This is a genomic window from Nocardia sp. BSTN01, assembly GCF_015354405.1.
Lineage (GTDB): Bacteria > Actinomycetota > Actinomycetes > Mycobacteriales > Mycobacteriaceae > Nocardia.
The window spans coordinates 1-26,119 of record NZ_JADKYP010000037.1 but is presented as its reverse complement, the minus strand read 5'-3'; the positions used below and the strand labels follow the sequence as shown (position 1 = coordinate 26,119).

Sequence of the window (26,119 nt, the reverse complement as noted above, 5' to 3'; positions counted from 1 at the left end):
GCGGATACGGCCGACCGGTCGAGGACGCCGCGACGGGCGCAGATCCGGCCGGTGACCCGGCCGGATCTGAGCGCGCGGGTTCGCGCCGGCAATTTCATCACCGGTGTATTTCGTTGGGTCGAGCGGCTAGCTGGTCACCGCGGTGAGCTCTTTACCGAGAGCTGCCGCTTCCTCCGGCGTGAGCTCGACGACCAAACGCCCGCCACCCTCGAGTGGAACCCGCATGACGATTCCACGCCCTTCCTTGGTTGCCTCGAGGGGACCGTCCCCGGTGCGGGGCTTCATGGCCGCCATCCTCTGCTCCCTCCAGATCCGCGCGGTCTGCTGCGCACTTCTCGGAACTAATGTGTTGTCACCAACAGGCAGCCGCCGGACGCGACAGGCGTGTCCGGTGGGCTGCACCACGCCTATTCTTCCTTATCAGCGAACCGGCCGGGTACCTGAGTTCGAAAACCGACCGGCGTGGCGCGCGATCAACGCCGCAGATCGACCCAGCAATCGGCCAGATGGTCATCGACCATTCCGGTCGCCTGCATCAATGCGTAGGCCGTGGTAGGGCCGACGAACCGGAACCCTCGCTTCTTGAGTTCTCTTGCGAGAGCTACGGATTCGGGTGTGACGGCGGGCACGTCGGAGAGCGCGCGCGGACGCGGGCGAGCCGGCGGCGCGAAGGACCAGAGCAGCTCGTCCAGCCCCGGGCTCAGGTCCAGCGCAACCCGGGCATTGGCGACACACGCGAGGATTTTGGCGCGATTGCGCACGATGCCTGGATCGGCCAGCAGCCGTTCCACGTCGTCGTCGCCGAATTCGGCCACCCGCTCGATGGTGAATTCGGCGAACGCCGCCCGGAACGCCGGCCGCTTGCGCAGAATCGTGATCCACGACAGCCCCGACTGGAATGCCTCGAGGCACATCCGCTCGAACAGCGCATCGTCCCCGTGCAGCGGCCGGCCCCACTCGGTGTCGTGATAATCCCGGTAGAGCTGCGACGACTGCGACCAGCCGCAGCGCACCTTCCCGTCGTCCATTACCGCCTCGACGCTCATCGGAGTCCTCCGGCGGGCGAAGGGGGATCGCCCGGCAATGGCGGTGGCGCCCACCCGGTGGCGGGCGCCTCCGTCGCCGGCGTGAATCCGGTGTTCTGCTGTGCTCCCGAGGCGGCGATGTAACCGGTGGTTCCGGCCGCTTTCGGTTCGGCCGTGGGCTCCGATCCGGGCCGGTGTTCGGTTGCCGAACCGGGCGGCGCCACGGCGTCATTCTCGGCGGTTCGCTGTTGCACGGATCCCGGAGCCGGTGTCGCGGTCTGCGCGGCGGCATCAGCCGGTGACGCGACACCACCGGTCGATGAAGTGGCACTGCCGGCCGGTGAAGTGGCACTGCCGAGTGTGCCGTGGGCCTGACCGATGTTGCCCGGCTCACCGACGGTTGTTCCGGTCGGTGCGGGAGTGCCGGGGCCTGGGACATTCGGGGTGGCGCCGGTGGCCGGTGCGTATCCGTTCGCCGGATAGCCGGCCACCGGGAAGGCGGTGCCGGTCGGCGTCCCCGATCCGGCGGGGAGGTTGCCGAAACCACCGCCGGGGGCGAAGCCCGGCCCGGCGGTGAGGCCGGCCCCGGGAGTGAAGCCTGTGCCGGGAGTGCGGCCCGCCCCGGGAGTGAAGCCTGTGCCGAATCCATCGACCGGGCCGGTGGACGTCGGACCGGTCGGCCCACCCGGATCGGCTGGACCGCCGACAGCGGTGCTGCCCGGTCCCGTCGGAGCGGCGAACGCCGGGCTACTCGGACCAGCCGACGCCGGTCCGCCCAGGCCGTTGGGGCTCGCGCCGCCGTGACCGCCGAAGGTGGTGCCGCCGACAGCCGGGGTGCCCGGTCCAGCCGAGGCCGGTCCGCCGAGGCTGGTGGGAGTCGCGCTGCCGGGACCGGCGAAGGTGGCGCCGCCGAAGAAGGTTCCGGTGCTGAAGGTGGTGGTCGTGCCGTTGGCGGCCGGAGGAGTGTCGGTGGGAGGCGGTGTGCCTACCGTATTCGGTTGCGGCGGTGAGGTTTCCGGCCCGCCGGCCGCGGAGGGAGTGGCTACACGGCTACGCTCGAGCTGAAGTTCCAGCTCGTCGATCCGGGCGGCCAATCTGCTCAGCGCCCAGTCGACCTCGCCGGCCTTGTACCCCCGGAAGACCTGCTGGAATCGCAACGCGCGCACATCCGAGCCGCGAATTCCCGCGGCGGGCAGCACCGTCACCGTCGTGCCCTCCGGCAGCGGACCCAATTCCTCCCCGCGCCCGAACACCGCACTGGCCACCAGGAACAGCAACGCGGCCACCAAGCCGACGATGAGCACGTACAACAGCAGCGTGAGCATAGGTCGAGCTTAGGTGGCGACGCCGACAGCGAGCCCGGCAGCTGTGGCGAGCCGGTGTGATCAATGTCGAGGACCGGATCGAGGTGAATCATCGCCGAGCGGACCGTCCCCGACCAGACGTGGTCGGGCTGTGGGGTGAGGACACCGCCCGGCCGATGGTGGTGATGATGATGGTCGCTTCGATCGCCCTGGCCGGAGGCGTACACCGCTCTCACCCGCGCGGGCTCGCCGCGAGCAGTGGCGTGGCAGGCGTCCGGAGCGCACTGAGCGAGGTCGCCGCGTGGCGGTTGGGGGACCGCCTTGCGGCGAACCGACTTACAGGTGCCGGGTCGTGTCGATGCCCAGCGACATGCCCGCCAGCCCACGGCGGCGCACCGCCAACTTGTCGGCGATGCCCTGAAGCGCTTGTGCCGCAGGGTTTTCCGGATCGTTCAGCACGATCGGGGTGCCCTCGTCGCCGGCCTCGCGCAGTTCCTGGGTGATCGGGATCTGCCCGAGTAGCGGCACCTCGGCGCCGACCGCACGGGAGAGCCGGTCGGCGACGGCCTGGCCGCCGCCCGACCCGTAGAGCTCCATGCGGGAACCGTCGGGCAGGTCCAGCCACGACATGTTCTCCACGACACCGGCGATGCGCTGACGGGTCTGCAGGGCGATGGCCCCGGCCCGTTCGGCGACCTCGGCGGCGGCCGGCTGCGGCGTGGTCACGACCAGGATCTCGGCATTCGGAATGAGCTGAGCGATGGAGATCGCGACGTCACCGGTGCCGGGCGGCAGGTCCAGCAGCAGCACGTCGAGATCGCCCCAGAACACGTCGGCCAGGAACTGCTGCAGCGCGCGGTGCAGCATCGGGCCGCGCCACACCACCGGGGTGTTGCCCTGGGTGAACATGGCGATCGAGATGACCTTCACGTCGTGCGCGACCGGCGGCATGATCATCCGCTCGACCTGGGTGGGCCGCTGGTCGGTGCCGAGCATGCGCGGCACGGAATGGCCGTAGATGTCGGCGTCCAGCACACCGACCGACAGACCGCGCGCGGCGAGCGCGGCCGCGAGATTGACGGTGACGCTCGACTTTCCGACGCCGCCCTTACCGGAGGCGACCGCGTACACGCGGGTCAGCGACCCCGGCTGGGCGAACGGGATCACCGGGTCGGCGGAGTCGCCGCGCAGCTGCTTGCGCAGTTCGGTGCGCTGCTCGTCGCTCATCACGTCGAGGTCGACGGTCACGGCACCGACGCCGGCCACATCGGCTACCGCCTTGGTGACCATCTCGGTGAGCTTGGTGCGCAGCGGGCAGGCCGCGGTCGTCAGATAGATCTCGACGTGGACACTGCTGTCGTCGCGGACCGAGACGCTCTTGACCATGCCGAGTTCGGTGATCGGCTTGCGGATCTCCGGGTCGTCCACCTTCGCGAGCGCGCCCCGCACATCCGTTTCCGTAACCACTGGCATAGCGGTGAGTCTAGCGACCGTAGCGACGGGGCCGTTCGGGGCAGCCTGGGCCGGCCACCGCCCGGCTCAGATTCGCGGCAGCTGGCTGGGCTTGGGCGCCACACCCGTCCGGTACGCGACCTCCCACGCCATCACATTGGCGACGTAGGCCATCGAGTTGTTGTAGCGCATGATCGCCTTGGACTGCTGCGACAGATCCGTCATGTCCAGTCCGCCCGAGCAGAGGTAGTTGCCCGCGGTCAGGGCGGCGTCGAACAGGTTCTGCGGATCGGCGATGCCGTCGCCGTCACCGTCTCCGGCGAATTTGCGCCACGTCTCGGGCAGGAACTGCATCGGGCCGACCGCGCGGGTGAAGCCCTGCATACCGCCGTCGAGATCGTCACCGGTCGCGTGCACCACATTGTTGCCCGACAGGCTGCCGTCGAGGACGGGGCCGTAGATCGGGTCGAGCGCGACGCCCTTGGAATCGGCCTTGCCGTAGGCGTGATGCGATTCGACCTGTCCGATACCGGCCAGCACCGACCACGGCATATGGCAGTCCGGCTCCTCCTGAGCCAGAATCCGTTCCGCGTTCTGGTAGGCCGCGTAGGCGATGCCCGGCATACCGTTCGGTCCCGGCGGCAGATCGGCGGCCACCCGGCCGTTCGGCTGCGCAACGGTTTTCACGATCGGCGGGCCGGGATGCTTTGCGGCGCGCATCATTTCGTCCGGCGCGGCCTGCTGGTCGGCGACCTGCTGAGCATCCGGAGTGTGTTGCGGCAGAGCCACAGCGGTGAATTCGCCGGTGTTGACCTCGGCGGCGGAGGCGCCGACGGCCACGAGTCCCGCGGGGACGAGGCCGGTCAGAGCGATAACGGATCCGCGCCGGACAGGTGTAGCCGGCTGCTTACGGTGACGTCCCACGATGTGGTGACCCTCCAATGCTCGCTGTGAGCTTTTCGTGACACAACGAGATCAGATTACCGCATCCGAGACCTTTTCGTTACTGCTTCGTGACCGCCTGTGCCGTTTACGCCGAAACCCCCGCCTCAGCGGGGGTTTCGGATCGAACGAGGGTGCCGGGCGACTACTGCGGCGGCGCCGGCGGACCCGGCAGTACGGGCAGCGGGACGACGATTCCGAACGGCAGCGTGATCCCCGGCTGCTGTGTCGGGCTCGGTGGCGCAGCCGGTGCGGGCGCGGCCGCTTCCGGGCCGGGTTCCGGTGTCTGAGAGGGCGTTTGCGACTGCGGCTCGGGTGCGGCCGGTGCCGGTGCGCCGTTCGGCTGTGCCGGTGCGCCGGGCTGAGCGCCGGGCGCCGGCTGGCCCTGCGGCTGCGTGCACGTCGGCGCGGCCGGCTTCGGTGCGCTCGGATCGGCCGGGGCCGCATTCGGATTCGCCGGCGCGTTCGGGTCGGCGGGCTTGCCCTCGGCGGCCTGGGGATCGAGCGGGCGCACCGGGTCGCCCGGCGCCCAGCGCTGGGTCTGGGCGGGTGCGGCCGGTCGGGCCGGTTGCCCGGGTTGCGGCATCGGCGCCGGCACCGCGGCCGGATCGCACGGATTCGGCTTCGGTGGCGGGCAGAAGATGCCGCACGGAATCGGAGGCAGCCCCGGGATATTGATCATCACCTGCGTCGGCTGCTGCGGTGTCGGCACGGTGGTGGTGGCCTGCGAGGGCGGCTCGGTGGTGGTCGGAATGTTGCCGTTGGCGGCGAGGATGTCCGGACCCGCGGGCGGGGCCTGCATCGTGCCCGGCGGAATCAGATCGGGCGAGATCTGCACCTGGGTCGGGGCGCCGCCGGTCTTGTAGGCGTTGGCCCAGCTCAGCACGTTGGCCGCATAGGCCGTCGAGTTGTTGTAGCGCAGCACCGCGCGCAGTTCCTGCTGCGGGTCACGCAGATTCAGCCCTCCCGAGCACAGGTACTTGCCGGCGGCCAGTGACGCGTCGAAGACGTTGTTCGGATCCGCGACACCGTCGCCGTTACCGTCGGACGCGTACAGCGACCAGGTGCCGGGCAGGAACTGCATCGGGCCGACCGCCCGCACGAAATTGCCGTCGGCGGCCTTGATGACCTCGTTACCCGGCAGTGTGCCGTCCAGCGAGGGTCCATAGATGGTGCCGATGGTCGTGCCCGCGGCGTCGGTGCGGCCGTGGCCGGCGTGATTGGACTCGATGCGCCCGATCCCGGCGAGCAGGCTCCAGTTCAGACCGCAGTTCGGCTCCGAGGACTGCAGTGTCAGTTCGGCATTGCGATACGCGGCGAGCACGATCTCCGGAATACCGAAGGCTCCGCTACCGCCCGGCAACGCGATGTCCTGCAGCGGAACGGTACCGCCGAACAACGGCGCCCCATCCGCGGGCGCCGTCATAGCTCTGAGTTTGCGAGGGGGTTCGGGAGCGGCGGGCACCAGCCCTACCGCTTCGGCGTCGGAGTTGCCGGCGTCGGTGGGGGAGCTCGCCGCCGCGAGGCGCGCCTCGGTCGTCTTCGGCGCGCTGGTTCGCGCGGTCGTGTGCGCCGCCGAACCCGTAGCCATCAAACCCGCAACCACCAGCGCCGATACGGTAATCGGTCCAGATATTCGCATCGGCACAACCAATCCCCTCGTAGTCGTTGAGCGACCTGATACGCGCGGGGCCGCCACGGACAACGTGATCCAGGTTACCTGCCAGTCAGCACGTTGTTATCGATAATTGCGGTCAGCTGCCATCTATTTGAGGCGAAATCGGTACTCGACCCCTCTTCCTATCGGTACTTTTCTTGGATTTGGCGGTCTCTACAGCATCTTCGTCGTCCAGCGGCGCGTGTAGGTGGAGCCGCGCCAGAGCATCCTTGATGTCTTCCAGCTCGCGGCGCAGATAGTCGCGAGTGGCCACCTCGCCCACCGCGATTCGCAGCGCCGCCAGCTCCCGGGCCAGGAATTCGGTGTCGGCCTTGGTCTGTGCCGCGCGGCGGCGATCCTCCTCGAGAGATACCTTGTCGCGGTTGTCCTGCCGGTTCTGGGCCAGCAGGATCAGGGGTGCGGCGTAGGCGGCCTGGGTGGAGAAGGCCAGGTTCAGCAGGATGAACGGATACGGATCCCACTGCAGGCTCACCGCGAAGACATTGAGCGCGATCCACACGACGACCACGACCGTCTGCAACAGCAGATAACGACCGGTCCCCAGGAATCGGGCCACCGTCTCGCTGCCCCGCGCCACCGCCTCGGCGTCGATCTCGAAGCGGAACCGCGATTCGACCGGAGTCTCCAAGCGGGCCCGGGCGACCGGCTTGTCCGAACGGGCTGCGCGTTCGCTGCGCTCACTCATGCTTTCGCCCTTCCGGCCGCCGCGTTACCCGTGGCCGCTTTGCCCGTCTCCGCTTTGCCCGTCTCCGCCGCGCGCGCCGCGGCCGCGATCGAATGAATCGTGCTCGCCGGTTCGGAGGCGTCCTCGTCCTGTTCGCGCCAGTCCTCGGGCAGCAGATGGTCGAGTACGTCGTCGACGCTCACCGCGCCGAGCAGGTGATTCTCCGCGTCCACCACCGGCCCGCAGACCAGGTTGTAGGTCGCGAAATAACGGGTGACCGCGGTCAGCGCGGCATCGGGATGCAGCTGGGTGAGGTCGCTGTCGACCAGCCCACCCACCAGCGTCGCCGGCGGTTCCCGCAGCAGCGCCTGGGTGTGCACACAGCCCAGATAGCGGCCGGTCGGCGTCGCGGTCGGCGGGCGGACCACGAACACCATCGACGCCAGCGCCGGAGTCAGATCGGGGTCGCGGATGCGGGCCAGCGCCTCCGCGACGGTCGCCGCGGGGGTGAGCACCACGGGGCGGGGCGTCATCATGCCGCCCGCGGTGTAGGGCGAATATTCGAGCAGGCGCCGCACCGGCTCGGATTCCTCGGGATCCATCAGTGCCAGCAGCGCCTCGGCCTCGCCCGTCGGCAGTTCGCCGAGCAGGTCGGCGGCGTCGTCGGGATCCATCGCCTCGAGCAGATCGGCCGCCCGTTCGACGCCCAGATTCTGCAGCACGTCGACCTGGTCGTTCTCCGGAAGTTCCTGCACCACGTCGGCGAGACGTTCGTCGTCGAGAGCCCGGGCCAGTTCGATCCGGCGCTTCTCGGGCAGCTCGCGCAGCAGATGCGCCACATCGGCCGGGCGCAGGCCCTCGAATTGGCCGAGCAACTGGGTGACGTCCTGACCGGGCAGATTCAATTCGTGCTGGGTCAGCCCGCGCACATCCGTCCACTCGACCACGTGCACCTCGCGGCGCCGGCCCAGGCGCCGATGTCCGCGCACCGCCACTCGCGAGAGCACCCAGTCGCGGGTGCGGCTCTGTTCGATGCCCAGGTCGACGACGAAGACGTCCACCCCTTCGAGGTCCGGGAGTTCGGGATCGACCACGCGCACCTTGGAGTCGAGCACCTGCGCCAACGCCAGCATTTCGCCGGGCCGCTGTTCGAAGCGGCGCAGGCTCACGGTGCCGGTGTTGAGGTTGATCGAGTTCGGCTCGATCGCGTTGACCCGGAGCATCGGGACGAAAATACGTTTGCGCGTGGGTAATTCGACCAACAGTCCCAGCACCCGGGGTTGCTGGCGGTCGTAGCGGATGGAGATGACCACGTCCCGCAGACGGCCGATAGACTCGCCGTCCGGACCCAGTACCACCAGGCCCGCCAGCCTGGCGGCGAAAACTTTCGTTGCTGCCATAAGTGCAAGGCTATGTGGTGCCGCCCCGCGAGACGATTCAGGAGCCGCCCATGTCAACGCGTCGTTCGGTACTCGCCGTACCCGGCAGTAATCTTCGGATGATCGACAAGGCCAAAGGTTTGCCCGCCGATGAGATCTTTCTGGATCTCGAGGATGCGGTCGCCCCGCCCGCCAAGGCCGCCGCGCGCGCCAATATCGTCGCCGCGCTGAACTCGCCCGGCTGGGGCGATCAGATCAAGGTCGTACGGGTCAACGACTGGACGACGGAATGGACCTACGCCGACGTCATCTCGGTGGTCGAGGGCGCCGGCCGCGACCTGGACGCGATTCTGCTGCCGAAGGTGATCGACGGCGCCCAGGTGCGTGCGCTCGATCTGCTGCTGACCCAGCTGGAGAAGGCCAACGGCCTCGAGGTCGGCCGCATCGGCATCGAACCGCAGATCGAGAACGCGCAGGGGCTGCGCAACATCGACGAGATCGCCACCGCCAGTCCGCGGGTGCAGACCCTGGTCTTCGGGCCCGCCGACTTCATGGCCAGCATCAATATGCGCACCCTGGTGGTCGGTGAACAGCCCGAGGGCTACGAACCCGGCGACGCCTACCACCACATTCTGATGACCATCCTGCTCGCCGCCCGGGCGCACGGCCTGCAGGCGATCGACGGTCCCTATCTGCAGATCCGCGACCTCGACGGCTTCCGCCGCGCCGCATCCCGCACCGCGGCCCTCGGATTCGACGGCAAATGGGTCCTGCACCCCACCCAGGTCGAGGCGTGTAACGAGATCTTCAGCCCCCGGCAGGCCGACTACGACCGCGCCGAGGAGATCCTGGACGCCTACGCCTACCACACCTCGACCGCCGGCGGCGCTCGCGGCGCGGTGATGCTCGGCGACGAGATGATCGACGAGGCCAGCGCGAAGATGGCGCAGGTCGTCGCGGAGAAGGGGCGGGCGGCCGGAATGGCGCGCACCACGAGTTTCGTACCGCCGCAGGCGTAACGACAACTCACAATCGGTTGCCCCGTTACTCGTGAAACCTCTTGAACGGCGGGCGAATCCGGCCCTCGGTGGTTCCGGCGTGCTTAGGCTCCGCCGCCGAGCGTTGAGGAGTGTGGCTTGTCCGAGGCAACCGTGGACCAGGCAACCGTGGACCAGGCGAGCGTGGACCAGGCGAGCGCGGGCGAGGCGACCGCGGATGCGGCGGCCTACACGCGGTCGCTGCTGGGATATGCCTACCGTGCCGAGGACTACTACGAGGTCGGGCGGGAGAAGATCCGCGAGTACGCCCGCGCCGTACAGGATTACGGGTCGGTGCACGCGGGAGGCCGACGCGGCGGAGTACGGCTACGGCGCGGTGGTCGCGCCGCCGACCTTCCTGTCGATTCCCGCGATGCTGGCCAATCGCCGGCTGTTCGAACGCGTCATCACGGGCTACGACGTGTACGTGCAGACCGATCAGGTCTTCGAGTTCCATCGGCCGGTGGTGGCCGGCGACGCCTCGTGAGCGATGTCGAGGTCAGCGCGGTGCGCGCCATCGCCGGCAAGGATCTGATCACCGTCACCAACACCTTCACCGATCCGTTCGACGAGGTCGTCCATGTGATGCACACGACCGCTCGGTGTCACCGGGGAGGACATCGACTCGGGTATCGCGGGCGCGATACCGCGGTCGTCGTCATCGTCGCGAAGTCGGCCGGTCGCAAGATCTTCGGCCTCGCCACCGCGGAGGTCCGCCTGGGGTAGCCGGGTTTTCGCAGGTCGGTTGCCGGCGGCCGCCGCTCGTCCGGCACGGCGGGTAGGTTGCCACGTCGAACCGGCGACAGCGAGGAGCGGCATATGACCAGCCAGGAAACCGAACGCGCGATCGAAGCGACGTTCGAGATCGTCGAATTCGACGAAATCGCCTACGACGAACCCGCCGCGGGGCCGAAACTGACCCGGGTCACCATTCGCAAGCGCTACCACGGCGAGATCGAGGGAACCGGTGTGGTGCACGTCCTGACCGCCCAGGGCGAGGCGGGCGGAGGTTACGTCGCCTCGGAACGAGTCGAGGGAACGCTCGACGGTCGCACCGGCACCTTCGTGATTCAGCATGGCGGCCTGGCGGACGGAACGGACCTGAGCAGTTTCGGATCCATCGTTCCGGGGTCGGGCACGGGAGAACTCGCCGGAATTCGCGGTCGTGCCCACGAAGCTCAGCGTGAGGTGCTCACCCTCGCGTACACGCTGTGACCGCAGCGGCACGAATTCCGGCGGCCCGTCGCGCCGGTAAAATCGGACACGCGGTGCGCCGTTGAGTCGGCGCATCCAGCCGCGACGGCGATATCGACCTAGGATGCGAGAGTTATGACCAATCCGTTGGGTAGTCCGAATCGCAATCGGCCCGGCTTGCCGACGCCGCCGTCGGGGTGGCCGGTCGCCTCCTATCCGACCTACGCCGAGGCACAGCGGGCGGTCGACTATCTGGCCGACAACCAGTTCCCGGTGGAGAACATGACCATCGTGGGTGTCGACCTGATGCAGGTCGAACGAGTGCTGGGCCGGCTCACGTGGGGCAAAGTCATTGGCGGCGGTATGGTTTCGGGCGCCTGGCTGGGCCTGTTCCTGGGGTTGCTGCTGAGCCTGTTCACCACGGGCGGAGTGATCGGGCCGCTGGTGGTCGGCCTGGTCGGCGGCATCATCTTCGGGCTCATCTCGGCGGTGATCCCGTACGCCGCCACCCGCGGCACCCGCGACTTCGCCTCCACCATGCAGTTGGTCGCCGGACGCTACGACGTGCTGTGCGATCCGAAGGTCGCCGAACAGGCGCGGGATATGCTGGCGCGCCTGGCGCTGTAGGGCTCTGGCACGCTCTAGGGCTATGGAACTCGATCAGGTGCGGTCCGCGGTACTGACGCATTTCGGCATTCCCCGGACGGGGTCGGGATTCGACGGCACGCGCTTCGACTCCGCGTCGGTGACCTTCCTCGGCCTGGAACCGATCGACATCCTGCGCATCCCCGACGGCGAATTCGTGCACTACGTCACCCTCGGTGGCTCCCGGCATCCGATGACCGATTCCGCGGCGGCCCTGGCCGACCCCGTGCGCGGCCCGCGCGCCGAATTGGTGCTGACGCTGCGCGGCGGCGCCGGCGCCCAGGCGGGGCTGCCGCGCGGACTCGGTGTGCTGATCGCCGCTCCGGCGGTGGAAGGCGTTGTGCTGCAACCGGATGCGCTGCTCGACCTGGGAGAGCCGTTGTGGCACAACGCCCCCTTCACCGCGGTGCTACTGGGTGAGGCGGATATCGCCGAGGTCCCCCTGCCGGAGCCCGCCGATCCGGTGCGATTCCTGTCGGTCGCGCCGATCACCGCTACCGAGGCGGCGTGGGTGCGAGTGCGCGGCGCCGCGGCGCTGCGGGACGCGTGGACCGAAGCGGCGATCGACATCCGGGATCCGCACCGGGCCGCCGCGAATCTGTAATCCTCACAACCATTTGTTGCGCCGCAGCGCGACGAACAGCGCGCCGCAGATGACCAGGATCACGACCCACACCATCCCGTAGCCGTAGGTCCACGACAGCTCCGGCATATGGGTGAAATTCATGCCGTAGATCCCGGCGATCATGGTGGGCACCGCGGCCATCGCGGCCCAGGCCGAGATCTTGCGCATATCGGTGTTCTGCTGGACGCTGACCTTCGCCAGCGCCGCGTTGATCAGCGCGCTGAGCGCCTCGTCGAAATCGCTGATCCGTTCGGCGACCGCGGTGTGGTGGTCGGCGACGTCCCGAAGGTAGCGGCGGATCTCCTTCGGCATCGGCAGTTCCGAACTGCGGCTGAGCACCTGCAGCGGCAGCGCCAGCGGGTTGACCGCCCGGCGCAACTCCACCACCTCGCGCTTGAGCTGATAGATGGCCTCGATGGTGAGCCGGCTGCGCGGGGTGAAGACCTCTTCCTCCATCCCCTCCACATCGTCTTCGACCGACTGGGTCACCAGCAGATACGAATCCACCACGTGGTCGGCGACGGCGTGCAGGACCGCCTCCGGTCCCAGCGCGAGGCGTTCGGGATGCTTCTCCATCTCCTCGCGGACCACCTTGAGCGCGGTGTGCTCGCCGTGCCGGACGGTGACCACGAAATTCGCGCCCACGAAGATCATGATCTCGCCGGTCTGCACGATCTCGCTGACCGAATTGGGGTCGTGTTCGAGGTATTTCACGGTGCGCAATACCAGGAACAGGGTGTCGTCGTAACGTTCGAGTTTGGGGCGCTGATGTGCGTGCACGGCATCTTCGACCGCGAGTTCGTGCAGGCCGAAGATCTCGGCCACCTCGGCCATCTGGTCCGCGTCGGGAGCGTGCATACCCACCCAGACGTAGCCGTCACCGCGCTCGCGTACCTGCGCCAGCGCGGCCGCCGGGGTCACATGCCCGGACTGCCGATGGCCGTCGATATAGATGCCGCAGTCGACGATCGCGCGGGCGGTGGGAACCGGGATCCGGGGCAGCTGCGGCCCGCGCCGCGACCTCCCGGAGCCACGGAACGGGGGAAACGGCGGTATCGAGGGCACGTCCCGGATGCTAGTTGGGCAAGATGGAACGCGTGCGCATCGACCTCCACACCCATTCGACCGCATCCGACGGCACCGATTCTCCCGGCGATCTGATGCGCGCGGCCGCCGCGGCGGGGCTGGACGTGGTGGCGATCACCGATCACGACACCACCTCCGGTTGGGACGAGGCGGTCGCCGCGCTGCCGGCGGGGCTGCGCCTGGTGCGCGGGATGGAGATGTCCTGCGTCGGCATGGGAGAGGACGGCTGGCCGGTGCCGGTGCATCTGCTGGCCTATCTGTTCGACCCGGCCGATGCCGCCTTCGCCGCCGAACGTGAGCGGTTACGCACCGAACGGGTGTCGCGGGTGCGTGCGATGGCCGATCTCATGGTGGCCGACGGCCTGCCGATCGATCCGGACGCGGTCCTCGCGGCCGCGGGCCCGGCGGCGGGACGGCCCCATCTGGCGCGAGCGCTCGTCGAGGCCGGTGTGGTCCCGACGGTCGGCGCGGCCTTCGAGGATCTGCTCGCACCCCGCGGCCGCTACTACGTCGAGAAGGCCGACACCCCGTTGCGGCAGGCGGTGAAGATGGTGGCGGCGGCCGGTGGCGTGACCGTGGTCGCGCACGCGCGTGCCCGCACCCGCGGGCGGCTGCTGGCGATCGACGACATCCGCGATCTGGCCGGGCACGGGCTGGGTGGACTCGAGATCGATCACCCCGATCACACTCCGGCCGACCGGGCGGTGCTGCGCGAACTGGCACGCGAACTGGACCTCATCGGCACCGGATCCTCGGACTATCACGGCGCCGACAAACCGGTGGGTCTGGGTGAATGCACCACGGACGCAGAACAATTCGAGCGTCTGGCCGAGAAGGCGAGCGGGGTCGCGGTGATCGCCTCGTGAGAGTCGTGCGGGCGCTCAGCGGAACCGTGGCCGCCGGACTGGTGGTGCTCGCCGCGGTCGTCCTCGTCGCGGCGGTCCTCGGGGTGCGGCGCGGATTTCCGGGACCGGGTGCGAGCAGTGTCGGCTGGCATATCGGAATGGCGGTGCTTGCACTCGGCGCGCAAATTTTTTCCGACCGACGTCGGGGAATTCCGGCGTTTTTCGGATCGCTGGTCGTCTTTGTGGCGGCGGGTTACCTATTGGTTACGCAATGGTGGAATTAGATTCCGCGTAACAGTTGCGGCCGGATGAATTGTGGCCGAATATTTTCCTTTGTGAGCGTGCGTAGCCGGTCCACTATCCGCGCGGAATCCGAGATCGCGGCGGAGGCGTCCGCCGATGTGCTCGTGGTGGGCGGCGGTCCGGCGGGCGCCTGGGCGGCGTTGACGGCGGCGACGGCCGGAGCGCGGGTGATCCTGGTCGACAAGGGCCGCTGCGGGGAATGCGGTCCGACGTCGAAAGGCGTTGTCGCACTGTGGGATATCCCGCCGGGGCCGGATCGGGAGCGGGCTCTGGTGCGGAGTCTGTCGCACGGCGGCGACCTCGGTGACCCGGAGTGGATGGACCGGGTGCTCGGCGAAACGCATCACCGCATCGCCCATCTGCTGCGCTGGGGATACCGGCAGGCCGGAGACGGGCTCGCGACGCGCGTCCATCTCGAGGGCCGGCGGTATCTGGCCGCGCTGCGACGCACCCTGTTCCGGTTGGGTGTGCAGGTCGTCGACCATCATCCGGCGCTGTATCTGCTGGTCGATGGCGACGGTGTGGTGTGCGGGGCCGGTGGGCTGGCCGGCGACGACCGCTACCGCGGCTGGACGATCCGCGCGGGCGCGGTGGTGCTCGCGACGGGTGGCTGCGCATTCCTGGCCGGCGGCGCCGGAACCGATGTCGACACCGGTGAGGGACTGCTGATGGCGGTGGAGGCGGGCACCGAACTGTCGGGGATGGAGTTCTCCGGCGCGTACGGTCTCGCCACGATGAGCGATCTGCGCGAGCCCCGGTTCGCCGACCTGTACGACGAATCGGGGGCTCGCATCGGCGGTGACGACTTCACCGCCCGGTCCACGGCCCTCGCCGCGCTGGCGCAGGGACAGGCGGTCTACGCCGATATTCCGCCGGGGCCCGCGGTCCGGTACGGCCCGGCGTCGGCGGCGCCCGCGGGAACCACGGCGGTGTCCGCGACCGCCGGAGCCGGTGCCTCGTCGGTAGATCCTCGGTCCGGCCGGGTGCGGCTGCGTCCGGTCCTGCAAGGTACCGTGCGTGGTTCGGGCGGGGTGAGGCTGATCGGATTCGATTGCGCCACAACGGTTCCCGGACTGTATGCCGCGGGCGACGTGGCCTCGCGGGAACCGATCACCGGCGCTGTCGGCGGCTTCGACGGGCACGGTGGCGGGTGGGCGATCTCGTCCGGGATGTGGGCCGGATCGGGCGCGGCGCGGTTCGCTCGCCGTCGCGGCCGGATCGGGGACGCGCGGCCGGTTCCCGGGGCCGGGCTGAATCATCACCCCGGGGCCGATGCGCGCGCCGACATCGACCCCCGTGCGGTGATCGGGCTGGTGCAGGAACATACGCTGCCGCTGCGGCGCAGCTACTGGCGCAGTGCGGGCAGTCTGCGCGACAGCATCGCCGAACTCGACGCGATGTGGCCGGTCACCGAATACGGACTCGGCGGCATCGGCCCCGACCAGGTCCGGGCCCGGCAGGCCGCGGCTTTGCTGGCGGTGGCCCGCTGGACGAAATACAGCGCCCTGGCCCGCACCGAAACCCGGGGCCTGCATCGGCGCACCGATCATCCCGGCCCGGCCCGAGACTGGCGCCGCCGCCTGCTCACCGGCGGCGTGAACGAGATCTGGGTGCGCCCGGCGTGACATGCCGGATGGGCGCCATGAGCTCACACCGGCGTTCCGGGTCCCGGTGGGACTGTTCACCGCTGCTTCCCAGCACGGGCGAGTTTCCCCTTACGCGCAGGTAATTCGGCGGCCCTACCCTCGGAAGATGGCAGTAGACACCCGGCCTCGGGCCGGCCCCGGATCCGAGCGGACAGTGCCCCGGTCGAGGAGCGATTTTGCAACTCCCTGTTCGTACTGGCAGAATGTTGCGGATTCCCGGCCGACGCCACCGCCCGGTCCGGGACGGTTGGTGACCTTCGGTTCGTGACGCACGGCTCCGATCCGCGGATCACCCCGCAGCCTTGCCCGGACCACCCGTCCGGATCTCGCTCGACGGATCGTGCGCGGCCAGATCGCAAAGAAGCAAGCCCGCAAAGGCGCAAACGATTGTGCGCGACCGCGTGAACGCCCGGTCGGCGCATATCGTTCGAATTTCGAAGACCTTCAATACGAAAACCCGGCGGTAACCGTGAGCCGGTTCAGCCCGGACCGAGCAGGAGTGAAATCGTGTCATCTGTGACTGACGCACCGAATGCCACTACAGCGAGCCGTGAAACCGATACGACCGATCTGTCCGCTATCACGCACGAGGAAATTTTCGCCGGCCATCTCGGTGGCAAACTTTCGGTGGAATTGTCCTCACCCCTGGAGACCCAGCGGGATCTGTCCATCGCGTACACGCCGGGCGTCGCGCAGGTGAGTCGCGCCATCCACAAGGACGAGGCGCTGGCCAAGCGCTACACGTGGACCGACCGCCTGGTGGTCGTGGTGAGCGACGGCACCGCGGTGCTCGGCCTGGGTGATATCGGCCCGCGGGCGTCGCTGCCGGTCATGGAGGGCAAGGCCGCGCTGTTCAAGAAGTTCGCCGGGCTGGACTCGATTCCGATCGTGCTCGACACCAAGGATGTCGACGAGATCGTGGAGACCCTGGTGCGCCTGCGGCCGAGCTTCGGCGCGGTGAACCTCGAGGACATCTCCGCCCCGCGCTGCTTCGAGATCGAGAAGCGCGTCGTGGAGGCGCTGGACTGCCCGGTCATGCACGACGACCAGCACGGCACCGCCATCGTGGTGCTGGCGGCGCTCAACGGTGCGGCCAAGGTGCAGGGCCGCGATATCGCCGACCTGAAGGTGGTCGTCTCCGGCGCCGGCGCCGCGGGTGTGGCCTGCTCCAACATCCTGCTGGCCGCCGGAGTCTCGGATGTGGTGGTGCTCGACTCGAAGGGCATCGTCAGCCGGGACCGCGCGGACCTCAACGAGGTGAAGGCCGATCTGGCCGCGCGCACCAACCCGCGTGGCATCACCGGCGGTGCGGCCGAGGCGCTGGCCGGGGCGGATGTGTTCCTGGGCCTGTCGGCCGGGACCATCGCCGAGGAATTGATCGCCTCGATGGCCCCGGAGTCGATCGTGTTCGCCATGTCGAACCCGGACCCGGAGATCCACCCGGAGGTCGCGCACCGCTACGCCGCCATCGTGGCGACCGGCCGCAGCGACTTCCCGAACCAGATCAACAACGTGCTCGCCTTCCCGGGCGTGTTCAAGGGTGCGCTGGATGCCGGTGCGCGCCGGATCACCGAGGGCATGAAGGTCGCGGCCGCCAACGCCATCTTCGGTGTCGTGGCCGACGAGCTCTCGGTCGACAAGATCATCCCCAGCCCGCTCGACCCTCGGGTCGCGCCGGCGGTCGCCGAGGCCGTGGCCGCCGCCGCGCGTGCGGAAGGTGTTGCGTAACACCGGATTCCAACACAACGAGGGCGCCCCGGGAACTCCCGGGGCGCCCTCGCCGTCTTCGGAGCCGATGCGCGGCCGCTACTTCTTGTGGCAGGACTTGTGGTACTCGATCATCGGCTGCCGCACCCCGCGGAAATCCTTCAGCTCCTGCTGGTGGCCCTGGCGGTAGGCCTGCATCTCGGCCTTGCGCTGATCTTTCGGCATACCTTTCACCTTGGCCAGTTCGGCGGCCAGATCCGGATGGCTCGCCAGGAATGCGGCGACCTGGGGAGCGGTCTGGGCCTGAACCTGGGCGCGTGCCTGCGGGCTGCACTGCGGGACGTCGGCCGAGGCGGCGCCGGGCACGGCGACGGCCAGGGCGGCGATTCCGGCGGTGCCGGCCAGCAGGGCGGCGACAGTGCGCTTCATACCGGTAACTCCATTCGTCACGGGATCATGTCGGATCCGAATCTGCGCGCCGAATCTGAAAGGACCCTGAAAACGCCGAGTGGGCATACGCGATCTTCAGCCGATCCTCAGGCGGGGGACGGGCCTTCCGGCGACCCGGGACCGGCGTCCGGGGCGGGCAGCGTCAGTACGAATACCGCCCCCGATGTCCCCGGTGGCGGCTCGACGCAGCGCAGGTCGCCGCCGTGGGCACGGGCGATCCCGCGGGCGATGGCCAACCCCATCCCGGCTCCGTCGCGGCGGCGGTCCCGGCTCGTGTCCAACCGGACCAGGCGCCCGAAGATGTGTTCGCGCTGGGCGGCCGGTACACCGGGACCGGTGTCGGTGACGCGGATCTCGGCCCGGACTTCGCCGGTACCTGTGCTCGGCGCCGCGTTCGGGGTGGCCGCCTCCGATGGGGTGGTGTCCGGGTCGCGGGCGGGACCGGGCCGGTCGGCGGGTGTAGCCGGGGTCGGCGTCGGCTCGGTGGGCAGCGAGCCGACGCTGTCGCCGAGCGTTTTCACAGTGAGCGAGACCGCGCCGCCAGGGGGAGTGGCCTGACATGCATTGGCGAGCAGGTTCACCAGGATCTGGGCCACGCGTTCGGGATCGGCGAGGGCGAGCATGGTGTGGCCGGTGAGCCGGAAGTCGATGTCGGGGTGCAGGATTCGCATGCGGTCGACCTGGGCGTGCGCGAGTTCGTACAGGTCGACCGATTGCCGATACAGGGTGAGCCCGGCGTCGATGCGGGCCATGTCGAGCAGATCCTCGACCAGGCGCCCGGCGCGCTGGGCTTCGCGGACCAGCAGCAGATACATGCGTTCGCGCTCTTCGGGCCCGGTGTCGGCGGGCTGGTGCAGGACCGCTTCGGCCATGGCCTTGATCCCGGCGATGGGCGTGCGCAGTTCGTGCGCGGCGTCGCCGACGAAGGCGCGCATCTGCTGTTCGGAGGCCCGTGCCCGGGCTTCGGCGCCCTCCAGCGCATCCAGCATCTCGTCGAAAGCGCTCGCCGTGCGGCCCAATTCGGTATCCGTGCGAGTGGGGGAGAGGCGACGGCCGCGGCCACCGCGAGCGATCTCGCGGGCCAGCCGGGTCATCGAATCCAGGGGCGCCAGCGCGTGACGCAATCCCACCCACAGCGCGGCCGTGATGGCGACGATGGCGGTGGCGGTCACCCCGATCAGGACGAGGCCGAGTCGTGACCGCAGCGCGGTCAACAGCGGGGTGTCGACCTGCAGCGTGAGCCGGGCGCGGTCCACTGTGCCGCCGCCGCCGAGGGTGACGGTCCTGGTCCGGGGGCTGCCGTCCCCGGCGCGCCGGGGCGAGAGGCTGCCGTAGACACTGCCGTCGGCGAGGACCAGCCGGGCTCGCACCGAGCGATTGTCCACACGAGCGATCAACTCCGCGGGCGGGGTGTTCTGCTGCGCGAGTTGCCGGGCCAGCTGGACCCGGTCGGTGAGTACCGTATTCGCGCTGCGCGCCACCACGATCCCGAACAGACTGTGCACAGCCAGCGCCACCACGATCAGGGCGAGCCCGGAAATGACCGCGGCGGTGAGGGTCACCCGGCGCCGCAGCGAAATCGTCGGCAGTGCAGGCGTTGCGGGTTCCACTGCCGGGGGCGCGGAGGCGTGGTCCCGAACCGGTGCGGGTCCGAGCGTGTTCGACTCTCCGGAGTGGTCCGGAGTGCCGGGTGGGGTGGGCGCGGTGTGTGCCGGGTCGGCGCTCATCGCGGATTCGCCCGTAACGCGTAGCCCATGCCGCGCACCGTGTGCAGCAGGCGCGGGCCGTGTTCCTCCAGTTTGCGGCGTACCGCGCTGACGTAGACCTCGACCAGATTCGGGTCGTAGTCCTCGTAACCCCAGACCGCGGTGAGGATTTGGGTCTTCGTGACGACTCGGTCGCGGTGCGCGGCGAGGTAGGCGAGGAGTTTGAATTCGGTGGCGGTGAGACCGATCGGCTCGCCGCCGCGCAGCACCACGCCGGAATCGGTTTCCAGCACCAGATCGGCGATGGTGATGCGGCTGTGCATACGTCCCATCCGCCGCAGCAGCGCCTCGATCCGTGCCATCAGTTCGGCCAGGTCGAACGGTTTCACCACATAGTCGTCGGAACCGGAGCGCAGGCCGCGCACCCGGTCCTCCACACCGTCGCGCGCGGTCAGCATCACCACACCGGCGCCGCTGCGGGCGCGCACCACATCGAGCAGGCCGAAACCGTCGCGACCCGGCAGCATCACGTCGAGGACGACGACATCGGGACGAAACCGCTCCAGATCGGACTCCAGCCGATCGCCGTGTTCGCGGGCCAGGACCTCGTGCCCGGCGGCGTGTACGGCCGCCGCGACCGCCGTGCGAATGGCGTCGGCGTCTTCGATCAGGAGAATGCGTCCCGGCTGCACCCGCACATTATTCGTCGCCGCGCCTGAGACCTCGCTGAATACTGCTCGAGAGTCCGGTGCGCGGTCCCACCCGTGAGAGCCGCTACTTGTCGGTGGGCCGACGTAGAATCATCAGTATCGAATTAGCGGAACAGGTTGGTGTACTTGGGAATTCGTCGATTCATCGAATGGATGGCGGGGCGTCGCGCCGGCGGCGACGGCATGTCGGAAATGCGGCAGCGGAGCAGGCGAGCGGCACGCGAAATCGCCGCACTGCGCCGCGCGAACGAACGTTCGCGACCGCGCGAGGGCAACCCGTACGGAGATGCGGGCACTCGGGGAATCCAAGGTTGAAACCGGCGGCCGCGGTCGTCGCAGGGCGGGTGTGGATCGGACGCCCGGATGCGGCCCACCTACGATTCCTGTGCCGGGGCGCCCCTCGGCCGCCGGATGTGGTTGTCGCTGACTATCGGGAGTGGGTGTCGCCGGATGGGATTGGCCGGATCGGTGCGAGTGACGGCCCGGGTACTGGTCGCCGTCACCGCCGCCACGGTGGCGGTGGCATGTGCCACCAGTGACGGTGAGTCGACGATCATCGTCGGCGCCGGTGATTCGGCGCAGTCGGAGGTCGTCGCCGAAATCTATGCTCAGGCGCTCGCACGCACCGGCACGCGGACGACGGTGAAAAAGCATCTCGGACAGCGCGCGGACTATCTGGCGGCCCTGGACTCGGGCACGATCACGCTGGTCGGCGACACCAGTGGTGATCTGCTGACCACCTTCGACTCCTCGTCCTCGGCGACCGCGCCGGATCGGGCGACGGCCGCGAGCGTCGCAGCACATCACGAGCCCGGCCCGCCGATCGACATGACCGCGGGGACGCCGATGACGTTCGAGGCGCGCTCCATCGGCTCGGTCGCCGACGATCTGAGCCGGGCCGTTCCGGAGGGTCTGGCGGTGTCCGATTTCGCCGACGCCACCGATCTGCGGCCGCAGCTCGCACTCGGCGCCGCCGCGGCCGCACGCTATCCGGCCAATGCCGCCGACCTCGCACCGCATTGCGGTGAGCTGACCGTGGGCATCGCCGGCGGGCGCGAACTCGACCCGCTCCGGACGCCGCCGGACCCGCAGCGCGACGTGGTGACGCCGCTGCGCACGGTCTACGGCTGCGATATCACCCGCCACGTCGACTTTCCCGGTGACGGCGAACTGCGGAAGGCACTGCGCGACGGAACCGTCGACGCGGGCGTGTTCACCTCGGCCGTCGCACTGCTGCCGGACGGCCCCGGTGACACGGCCGTCGGCACCGACGCGGCCGTCGTCACCGATCCGGCGTACGCCTTCCGCGCCCAGAACGTCGTCCCGCTGCTGCGTCAGGGCGCCTTGGACCAGCGGCAGATCAAGAAACTCAACTACGTAGCCGGGGAGCTCACCACGGCCGACCTCGCGACCATGGTCCGACGCGTCCGTGACGAACACGCCTCGGCGGCCGACCTCGCCCGCATGTGGCTCGACGAACACGCCCTCTGAGCACCCCGCTCGTCCGTCGTTTCCGCCCGTCGTCCATGATCAGGTTCGATACGGATTCGGGCGTACAGTGCGAATAGATCACCTGAGCGGGGGTCCGCATGGTCCTGGTCATCGCGTTGGGAGTGCTGGCCGCATTCTTGTTCGCCGCGGCCGGTTATCTGCAACAGCGCGCGGCACGCACCGTGGTCGCCGAGCAACCCCGGGCGGCCCGGGTCTTCGGTATGACCACACTTATGCAGCGCCTGCTGCGCAGTGGCACCTGGCTGCGCGGCTGGATCACCAATCTCGCGGGTTTCTTCACCCAGGCGGTCGCACTGCATCTGGGCTCGGTGGCCGCCGTGCAGCCGCTCATGTCGACACAGCTGCTGTTCGCGGTCCCGCTCGAGGCATTCGGACGCCGGCGTCGCCCGCGTGGCCGCGACATCTGGTTCGCGCTGCTGGTCTGCGCCGGCCTGGGCGTGCTGTTCGGCGTCGGCGGTGTGGCGCCGCTGGCGGGCGATCCGGATCGTGGCCGGGTGCTGCTGGCCACCTTCTCCGCCGCGGGGCTGGTGGCGCTGCTGGCCCTGATCAGCATCCGCTGCCCGATCTGGGTGGCCGCGAACCTCGTGGCGGTGGCCGCCGGCGTCTGTTTCGCGATGAGCGCCGTCTTCATGAAGTTGACCACCGAGGATCTGGTCTATCGCGGCGTCCCCGCGACCGCCACCGACTGGCCCGGCTATCTGCTCGCCGTCTCCACGCTCAGCGGGCTGGTGCTGGAACAGACCGCCTTCGCCGCCGGGCCGCTGCCCTGGGCGATCGCGGCCATGAGCGTGACGAATCCGATCGTCAGTTACGTGGTCGGCGTGCTCGCCTTCAAGGTCGAGTTGCCGCACACTCCCGGGGCGCTGGCCGGAGTCGCGGTAGCCGGGGCGCTGATCGCGGCCGGGATCGGCGGACTCGCGCATTCGCCGCTGGCCCGCGCCTTCTATGCCGGTAACAAGGAGATAACCGACGAATCACCCAGCCTGATGTCGTAAAAGCTTGCGACGCATGTGTTATGACGGTTGTGTGGGCAATCCGTCGCGTCCGGTGTTGTGGCGGGACTGTGTGGCCGGGCTCGCGGTCTTCGGGCTGTACCTGGCGGTCGATGCCCTGCACACCCCGGCCCGCCGTGAACTGGCCGACCGCAACGCCCACCGCATCTTCGATCTCGAACAGTGGCTCGCGATCGACGTCGAGCGCCCGCTCAACCGCTGGCTGGAGTCACAGGCGCTGCTCGCGACGCTGGCCAACTACGAATACGCCTTCACCTACATCGTCAGTGCGTTCGCGCTGCTGTTCTGGCTGTATTTCCGCCGCCGCGCCGAATACGCCCGCGCCCGCGACTCGTTCCTGCTGCTGAACATCCTGGCCATCGCGTGCTTCGCGCTCTTCCCGGTCACCCCTCCGCGACTGCTGCCCGAACTGGGCTTCACCGATACCGTCGTCGCCGGCCACACCTGGGGCTCCTGGGGTTCGTCACTGGTGTCGGGGGCGAATCAGCTCGCGGCCGTCCCGTCGCTGCACGTCGGCTGGGCGCTGTGGGTGAGTGTGGTGCTGGCCCGGGTCTCCGGCGGGTGGATCGTGCAGGTGCTCAGCGCGCTGCACGTCGGGCTGACCACCTACGTGATCGTCGCGACCGCCAACCACTTCGTCCTCGACGCGGTGATCGCGGTGGCCTTCGTCGCGGTGAGTATCCAGCTGGTCGACCGCTGGTACGCGCGACCGCCGGTGGTGCCGCCCGCCGACGCCTTCTTCCTGCACATCGAGAAGGCCGGTATTCCGCAGCAGGTGGGCGGCATGGTCGTGTTCCGGCCGCGGGCCGACGGCGGACCCGATCTCGCCGCGGTGCGGGAACTGGTCCAGGGCGAGCTGGCACATCTGCCGCGATTCCAGCAGCGTCTGGACCTGCCGGGCCGGTGGCGCCGGGCACGCTGGGTGGACAGTCCGGTCGACTGGGACTGGCACGTCACCGAGCGCACGATCCCCGGCACCGATCCGGATGGCCTCGGCGAACCGGAGGGTCGAGAGGCGGGGGCGGGGGCGGCCATGACACCGGCCGCCGTGGCGCGGCGGGTGGACGGAATCAGCCGGGTGGTCACGGATCTCGCCGCCGAGGTGCTGTCCAAGGATCGGCCGCTGTGGCGACTCGTCCTGGTGCGCGACCCGGAGGCGGGCGCGATCGGTGTGGTCCTGCTGCTGCATCACGTGGTCGCCGACGGTATCGGCACGGTGGTGCAGGCCCTGCGCCTGCTGCGACCGACCATCGATCTGCCGGTGGCCGAGCGCAAGCCGCCGAGCTGGGGGACCACCGTCGCCGGCACCGCGGCCGGTCTGGCCCAGTTGGCCGCCGATGCCCAGCCGAAGGGAACGCTGCCCGACGACTGTGTGCGACGCGTGTTCACCGTCTGTTCGCTGGACCTGGAAACCGTTCGGGCCGTGGCCCGTTCGCATCGCGCCCGGGTGACCGACGTACTGCTGAGCGTCACCGTCACGGCGCTGCAGCGTCTGCGCCCCGATCTGGGGGAGCGGTTGCGCGGGCAGATCCGGGTGGCGGTGCCGTTGATGGTGCGCGATCCCACGTCGGGGGCGGAGGGCAATTCGACCGCCGCCGTGATGATCGACATTCCGCTGACGGCGGCGACGCCGGCGCAGCGTCTTTCCGAGATCCGCACCCGCAGCGACCGGCTGCATTCCGGAACCCGCGCCCTCGCCTCGCATGTCGTGATGGATCGGGTGCTCAGGCTGCTCCCCGAACCGGCCGTCGGGGCCTTCGCGCGGTCGGTGTACGGCGGGCGGTTCTTCCACGCCATCGTCTCCAACATGGCCGGTCCCGAACTGGCCATGACCTTCGCGAATATGCCGATCACCCAGGTGTTTCCGATCCTGCCCTCGGCTCCGGGAGTTCCGCTGGTCGCGGGGGTGCTGAGCTGGAACGGCGCATTGGGGATCGGGCTCTCGGTGGATCCGGCGCTGCTCGACGCGCGGGCGGTCGCCGCCGAGTTGCCCGACGTCCTGGCCGAACTCGCCGATACCACGTTCGTGTCCGATAAGCGTCCGTAGCCCGGTTCCGGCGAGTAGTCTTCGAGCGAGTTGATCACCGAGCCTACCGTCACCGAGGGAGGCCGCCTCATGTTCGATCGCGCAATAGTGGCGAAAATGCTTGCGGCATGCGCACTTACCGCGATGGTGACCGCCGCTGCCGCCTGCGGCAGTGATGATTCCGGTAGCAAATCCGCCGAATCGCCGAGTAGCGGCACGCCGACGGTGACCCAGGCGGTGACTCGGAACTTCGAGCGCTTCTTCGACGGATCCACCTCCGCGGACGAGAAGGTCGCGCTGCTGGAGAACGGGCCCGCGTTCGCCCCGGCGATCGAGGCGCAGGCCGATTCGCCGATGGCCAAATCCGCGTCTGCCAAGGTCACGAATGTCGCCAGCACCAGCACCGACCACGCCGACGTCACCTTCGACGTGCTGTTCAACGGCACACCGGCGCTGTCGGGTCAGCAGGGGGGCGCGGTGCAGATCGAGGGCACCTGGAAGGTGACGGCCGCGACCTTCTGCGCACTGCTCACGCTGGAGGGCGCGGCACCGCCGGTCTGCGGTACGGCCGCGGGTACCCCGAGTCCGGGTGCGCCGCCGGCTTCGGGCGCCACTCCCGCGGCTCCCGGTCACCCCACCATTCAGCCCGCGCCGACCAGCTGAGGTCGCGATGACGTCGTCGGACGCGTCGGACCGCCGCGGTGCCGGATCGCATCGCCCGCTGCGCCGCGACGACTCGGCCGCACGGGGCTCCGGGGCGGAGGCCGGATCCGAATCCGCCGCGCCGGGTCCGGATCCCGCCGTGTGTGCGCGTGCCGAGACCGCGTCGGCGAGCGGTGCGGTCGGCGGGGCCCCGGTGGATCCTATTGCGGCGCAACCGGTGCCGCCCGGCGCGAAGCGTCCCTATGTGGCGCTCGCGGTGGTCACGGCGGTCCTGTTCGTCACCTTCCTCGACACCACGATCGTCAGCGTGGTCCTCGGTGATATCCAGTCCGACGTCCATGCCGGTGTGGTGTCGCTGCAATGGGTGGTGAACGCCTACACCCTGGTGTTCGCGAGTTTGATGCTCACCGCCGGCACTCTCGGCGACCGGTGGGGCCGCAAACGCGTCATGGTCGGCGGGCTGGTGGTGTTCGCCATCGGCTCGGTGTTGTCCGCGGTGGCCGGAAG

Annotated in this window: 23 protein-coding genes and 3 pseudogenes; 14 read left to right on the top strand and 12 right to left on the bottom strand. The window is 69.3% G+C overall.

The features are described 5' to 3' along the window. Positions 1-126 precede the first annotated feature (126 nt). From IRT45_RS25110 to IRT45_RS25075, 8 genes and pseudogenes are all read right to left on the bottom strand, one after another. The gene (locus tag IRT45_RS25110; protein WP_064902036.1) at positions 127-294 is read right to left on the bottom strand and encodes a DUF3117 domain-containing protein; all 168 of its coding nucleotides are present in this window, start codon (positions 292-294) and stop codon (positions 127-129) included. A 179-nt stretch (positions 295-473) separates the two neighbouring features. Beyond that, complete coding sequence (locus IRT45_RS25105; protein WP_305082322.1) at positions 474-1,046, bottom strand: DNA-3-methyladenine glycosylase I; 573 nt, start codon at positions 1,044-1,046, stop codon at positions 474-476. Positions 1,047-2,011: 965 nt separating this feature from the next. Then, positions 2,012-2,350: pseudogene (locus tag IRT45_RS25100) on the bottom strand (DivIVA domain-containing protein); the annotation flags it as partial. 315 nt (positions 2,351-2,665) lie between these two features. Beyond that, the gene (locus IRT45_RS25095; protein WP_194808341.1) at positions 2,666-3,802 is read right to left on the bottom strand and encodes an Mrp/NBP35 family ATP-binding protein; all 1,137 of its coding nucleotides are present in this window, start codon (positions 3,800-3,802) and stop codon (positions 2,666-2,668) included. Between the two features lie 66 nt (positions 3,803-3,868). Continuing rightward, the gene (locus IRT45_RS25090) at positions 3,869-4,705 is read right to left on the bottom strand and encodes a lytic murein transglycosylase (RefSeq protein ID WP_194808340.1); all 837 of its coding nucleotides are present in this window, start codon (positions 4,703-4,705) and stop codon (positions 3,869-3,871) included. A 163-nt stretch (positions 4,706-4,868) separates the two neighbouring features. After that, positions 4,869-6,314, bottom strand: coding sequence for a lytic transglycosylase domain-containing protein (locus IRT45_RS25085; protein WP_228535007.1), 1,446 nt, complete (start codon positions 6,312-6,314; stop codon positions 4,869-4,871). Positions 6,315-6,477: 163 nt separating this feature from the next. Next, positions 6,478-7,086 carry a DUF1003 domain-containing protein gene (locus IRT45_RS25080; protein ID WP_194808338.1) on the bottom strand — a complete coding sequence of 203 codons (609 nt, stop codon included), beginning with the start codon at positions 7,084-7,086 and terminating at the stop codon, positions 6,478-6,480. A 119-nt stretch (positions 7,087-7,205) separates the two neighbouring features. Continuing rightward, positions 7,206-8,465 (bottom strand): annotated as a pseudogene (locus tag IRT45_RS25075) (magnesium transporter MgtE N-terminal domain-containing protein); the annotation flags it as partial. Positions 8,466-8,515: 50 nt separating this feature from the next. On the opposite strand from IRT45_RS25075, the gene IRT45_RS25070 reads away from it, so the two are divergent. The 5 genes and pseudogenes from IRT45_RS25070 to IRT45_RS25050 all read left to right on the top strand — a co-directional run bounded on the left by IRT45_RS25070 (position 8,516) and on the right by IRT45_RS25050 (position 11,924). Next, a complete protein-coding gene (locus tag IRT45_RS25070; RefSeq protein ID WP_194808336.1) occupies positions 8,516-9,463 on the top strand; it encodes a CoA ester lyase in 948 nt (315 codons plus the stop codon). 162 nt (positions 9,464-9,625) lie between these two features. Then, positions 9,626-10,127, top strand: a pseudogene (locus tag IRT45_RS37145) (MaoC family dehydratase N-terminal domain-containing protein); the annotation flags it as partial. Between the two features lie 173 nt (positions 10,128-10,300). Beyond that, entirely contained in the window at positions 10,301-10,696 is a 396-nt protein-coding gene (locus IRT45_RS25060; protein WP_194808335.1) for a DUF3224 domain-containing protein, read from the top strand. Between the two features lie 114 nt (positions 10,697-10,810). Further along, positions 10,811-11,302, top strand: a complete 492-nt coding sequence (locus IRT45_RS25055; RefSeq protein ID WP_030514914.1) for a general stress protein — start codon at positions 10,811-10,813, stop codon at positions 11,300-11,302. Positions 11,303-11,324: 22 nt separating this feature from the next. Further along, a complete protein-coding gene (locus IRT45_RS25050) occupies positions 11,325-11,924 on the top strand; it encodes a suppressor of fused domain protein (protein WP_194808334.1) in 600 nt (199 codons plus the stop codon). Between the two features lie 3 nt (positions 11,925-11,927). Here the strand turns inward: IRT45_RS25050 and IRT45_RS25045 are convergent, their stop codons facing one another. Then, positions 11,928-13,010: a magnesium and cobalt transport protein CorA gene (locus IRT45_RS25045; RefSeq protein ID WP_194808333.1), complete on the bottom strand. Its 1,083-nt coding sequence runs from the start codon at positions 13,008-13,010 to the stop codon at positions 11,928-11,930. A gap of 32 nt (positions 13,011-13,042) precedes the next feature. Here IRT45_RS25045 and IRT45_RS25040 point away from each other — a divergent pair, with 32 nt between their 5' ends. The 4 genes from IRT45_RS25040 (at position 13,043) to IRT45_RS25025 (ending at position 17,553) form a co-directional block, all read left to right on the top strand. Continuing rightward, entirely contained in the window at positions 13,043-13,897 is an 855-nt protein-coding gene (locus IRT45_RS25040; protein ID WP_194808332.1) for a PHP domain-containing protein, read from the top strand. Positions 13,898-13,923: 26 nt separating this feature from the next. After that, positions 13,924-14,160 carry a hypothetical protein gene (locus IRT45_RS25035; RefSeq protein WP_309241146.1) on the top strand — a complete coding sequence of 79 codons (237 nt, stop codon included), beginning with the start codon at positions 13,924-13,926 and terminating at the stop codon, positions 14,158-14,160. A 51-nt stretch (positions 14,161-14,211) separates the two neighbouring features. Further along, positions 14,212-15,804 carry an FAD-binding protein gene (locus IRT45_RS25030; RefSeq protein WP_375540151.1) on the top strand — a complete coding sequence of 531 codons (1,593 nt, stop codon included), beginning with the start codon at positions 14,212-14,214 and terminating at the stop codon, positions 15,802-15,804. 528 nt (positions 15,805-16,332) lie between these two features. Next, the gene (locus tag IRT45_RS25025; RefSeq protein WP_373281716.1) at positions 16,333-17,553 is read left to right on the top strand and encodes an NADP-dependent malic enzyme; all 1,221 of its coding nucleotides are present in this window, start codon (positions 16,333-16,335) and stop codon (positions 17,551-17,553) included. A gap of 78 nt (positions 17,554-17,631) precedes the next feature. Here the strand turns inward: IRT45_RS25025 and IRT45_RS25020 are convergent, their stop codons facing one another. The 3 genes from IRT45_RS25020 to IRT45_RS25010 all read right to left on the bottom strand — a co-directional run bounded on the left by IRT45_RS25020 (position 17,632) and on the right by IRT45_RS25010 (position 20,380). Continuing rightward, positions 17,632-17,961 carry a heme-binding protein gene (locus IRT45_RS25020; protein WP_194808329.1) on the bottom strand — a complete coding sequence of 110 codons (330 nt, stop codon included), beginning with the start codon at positions 17,959-17,961 and terminating at the stop codon, positions 17,632-17,634. Positions 17,962-18,068: 107 nt separating this feature from the next. Then, entirely contained in the window at positions 18,069-19,709 is a 1,641-nt protein-coding gene (locus IRT45_RS25015; RefSeq protein WP_194808328.1) for a cell wall metabolism sensor histidine kinase WalK, read from the bottom strand. Beyond that, positions 19,706-20,380 (bottom strand): response regulator transcription factor, encoded by a 675-nt coding sequence (locus IRT45_RS25010; RefSeq protein WP_194808327.1) that lies wholly within the window; start codon positions 20,378-20,380, stop codon positions 19,706-19,708. Before IRT45_RS25010 ends, IRT45_RS25015 begins: the two co-directional genes overlap by 4 nt. A 468-nt stretch (positions 20,381-20,848) precedes the next feature. Here IRT45_RS25010 and IRT45_RS25005 point away from each other — a divergent pair, with 468 nt between their 5' ends. The 5 genes from IRT45_RS25005 to IRT45_RS24985 form a co-directional block, all read left to right on the top strand. Further along, on the top strand, positions 20,849-21,889 hold the full coding sequence (locus IRT45_RS25005; protein ID WP_194808326.1) for a glycine betaine ABC transporter substrate-binding protein: 1,041 nt from the start codon (positions 20,849-20,851) through the stop codon (positions 21,887-21,889). Positions 21,890-21,987: 98 nt separating this feature from the next. Next, positions 21,988-22,905 carry a DMT family transporter gene (locus IRT45_RS25000; protein WP_194808325.1) on the top strand — a complete coding sequence of 306 codons (918 nt, stop codon included), beginning with the start codon at positions 21,988-21,990 and terminating at the stop codon, positions 22,903-22,905. 31 nt (positions 22,906-22,936) lie between these two features. Next, positions 22,937-24,970, top strand: coding sequence for a phosphatase PAP2 family protein (locus tag IRT45_RS24995; RefSeq protein WP_194808324.1), 2,034 nt, complete (start codon positions 22,937-22,939; stop codon positions 24,968-24,970). A gap of 69 nt (positions 24,971-25,039) precedes the next feature. Further along, a complete protein-coding gene (locus IRT45_RS24990; protein WP_194808323.1) occupies positions 25,040-25,612 on the top strand; it encodes a hypothetical protein in 573 nt (190 codons plus the stop codon). Positions 25,613-25,619: 7 nt separating this feature from the next. Continuing rightward, positions 25,620-26,119 (top strand): MFS transporter (locus tag IRT45_RS24985; RefSeq protein ID WP_194808322.1); only part of this gene is annotated, 500 nt, incomplete at its 3' end.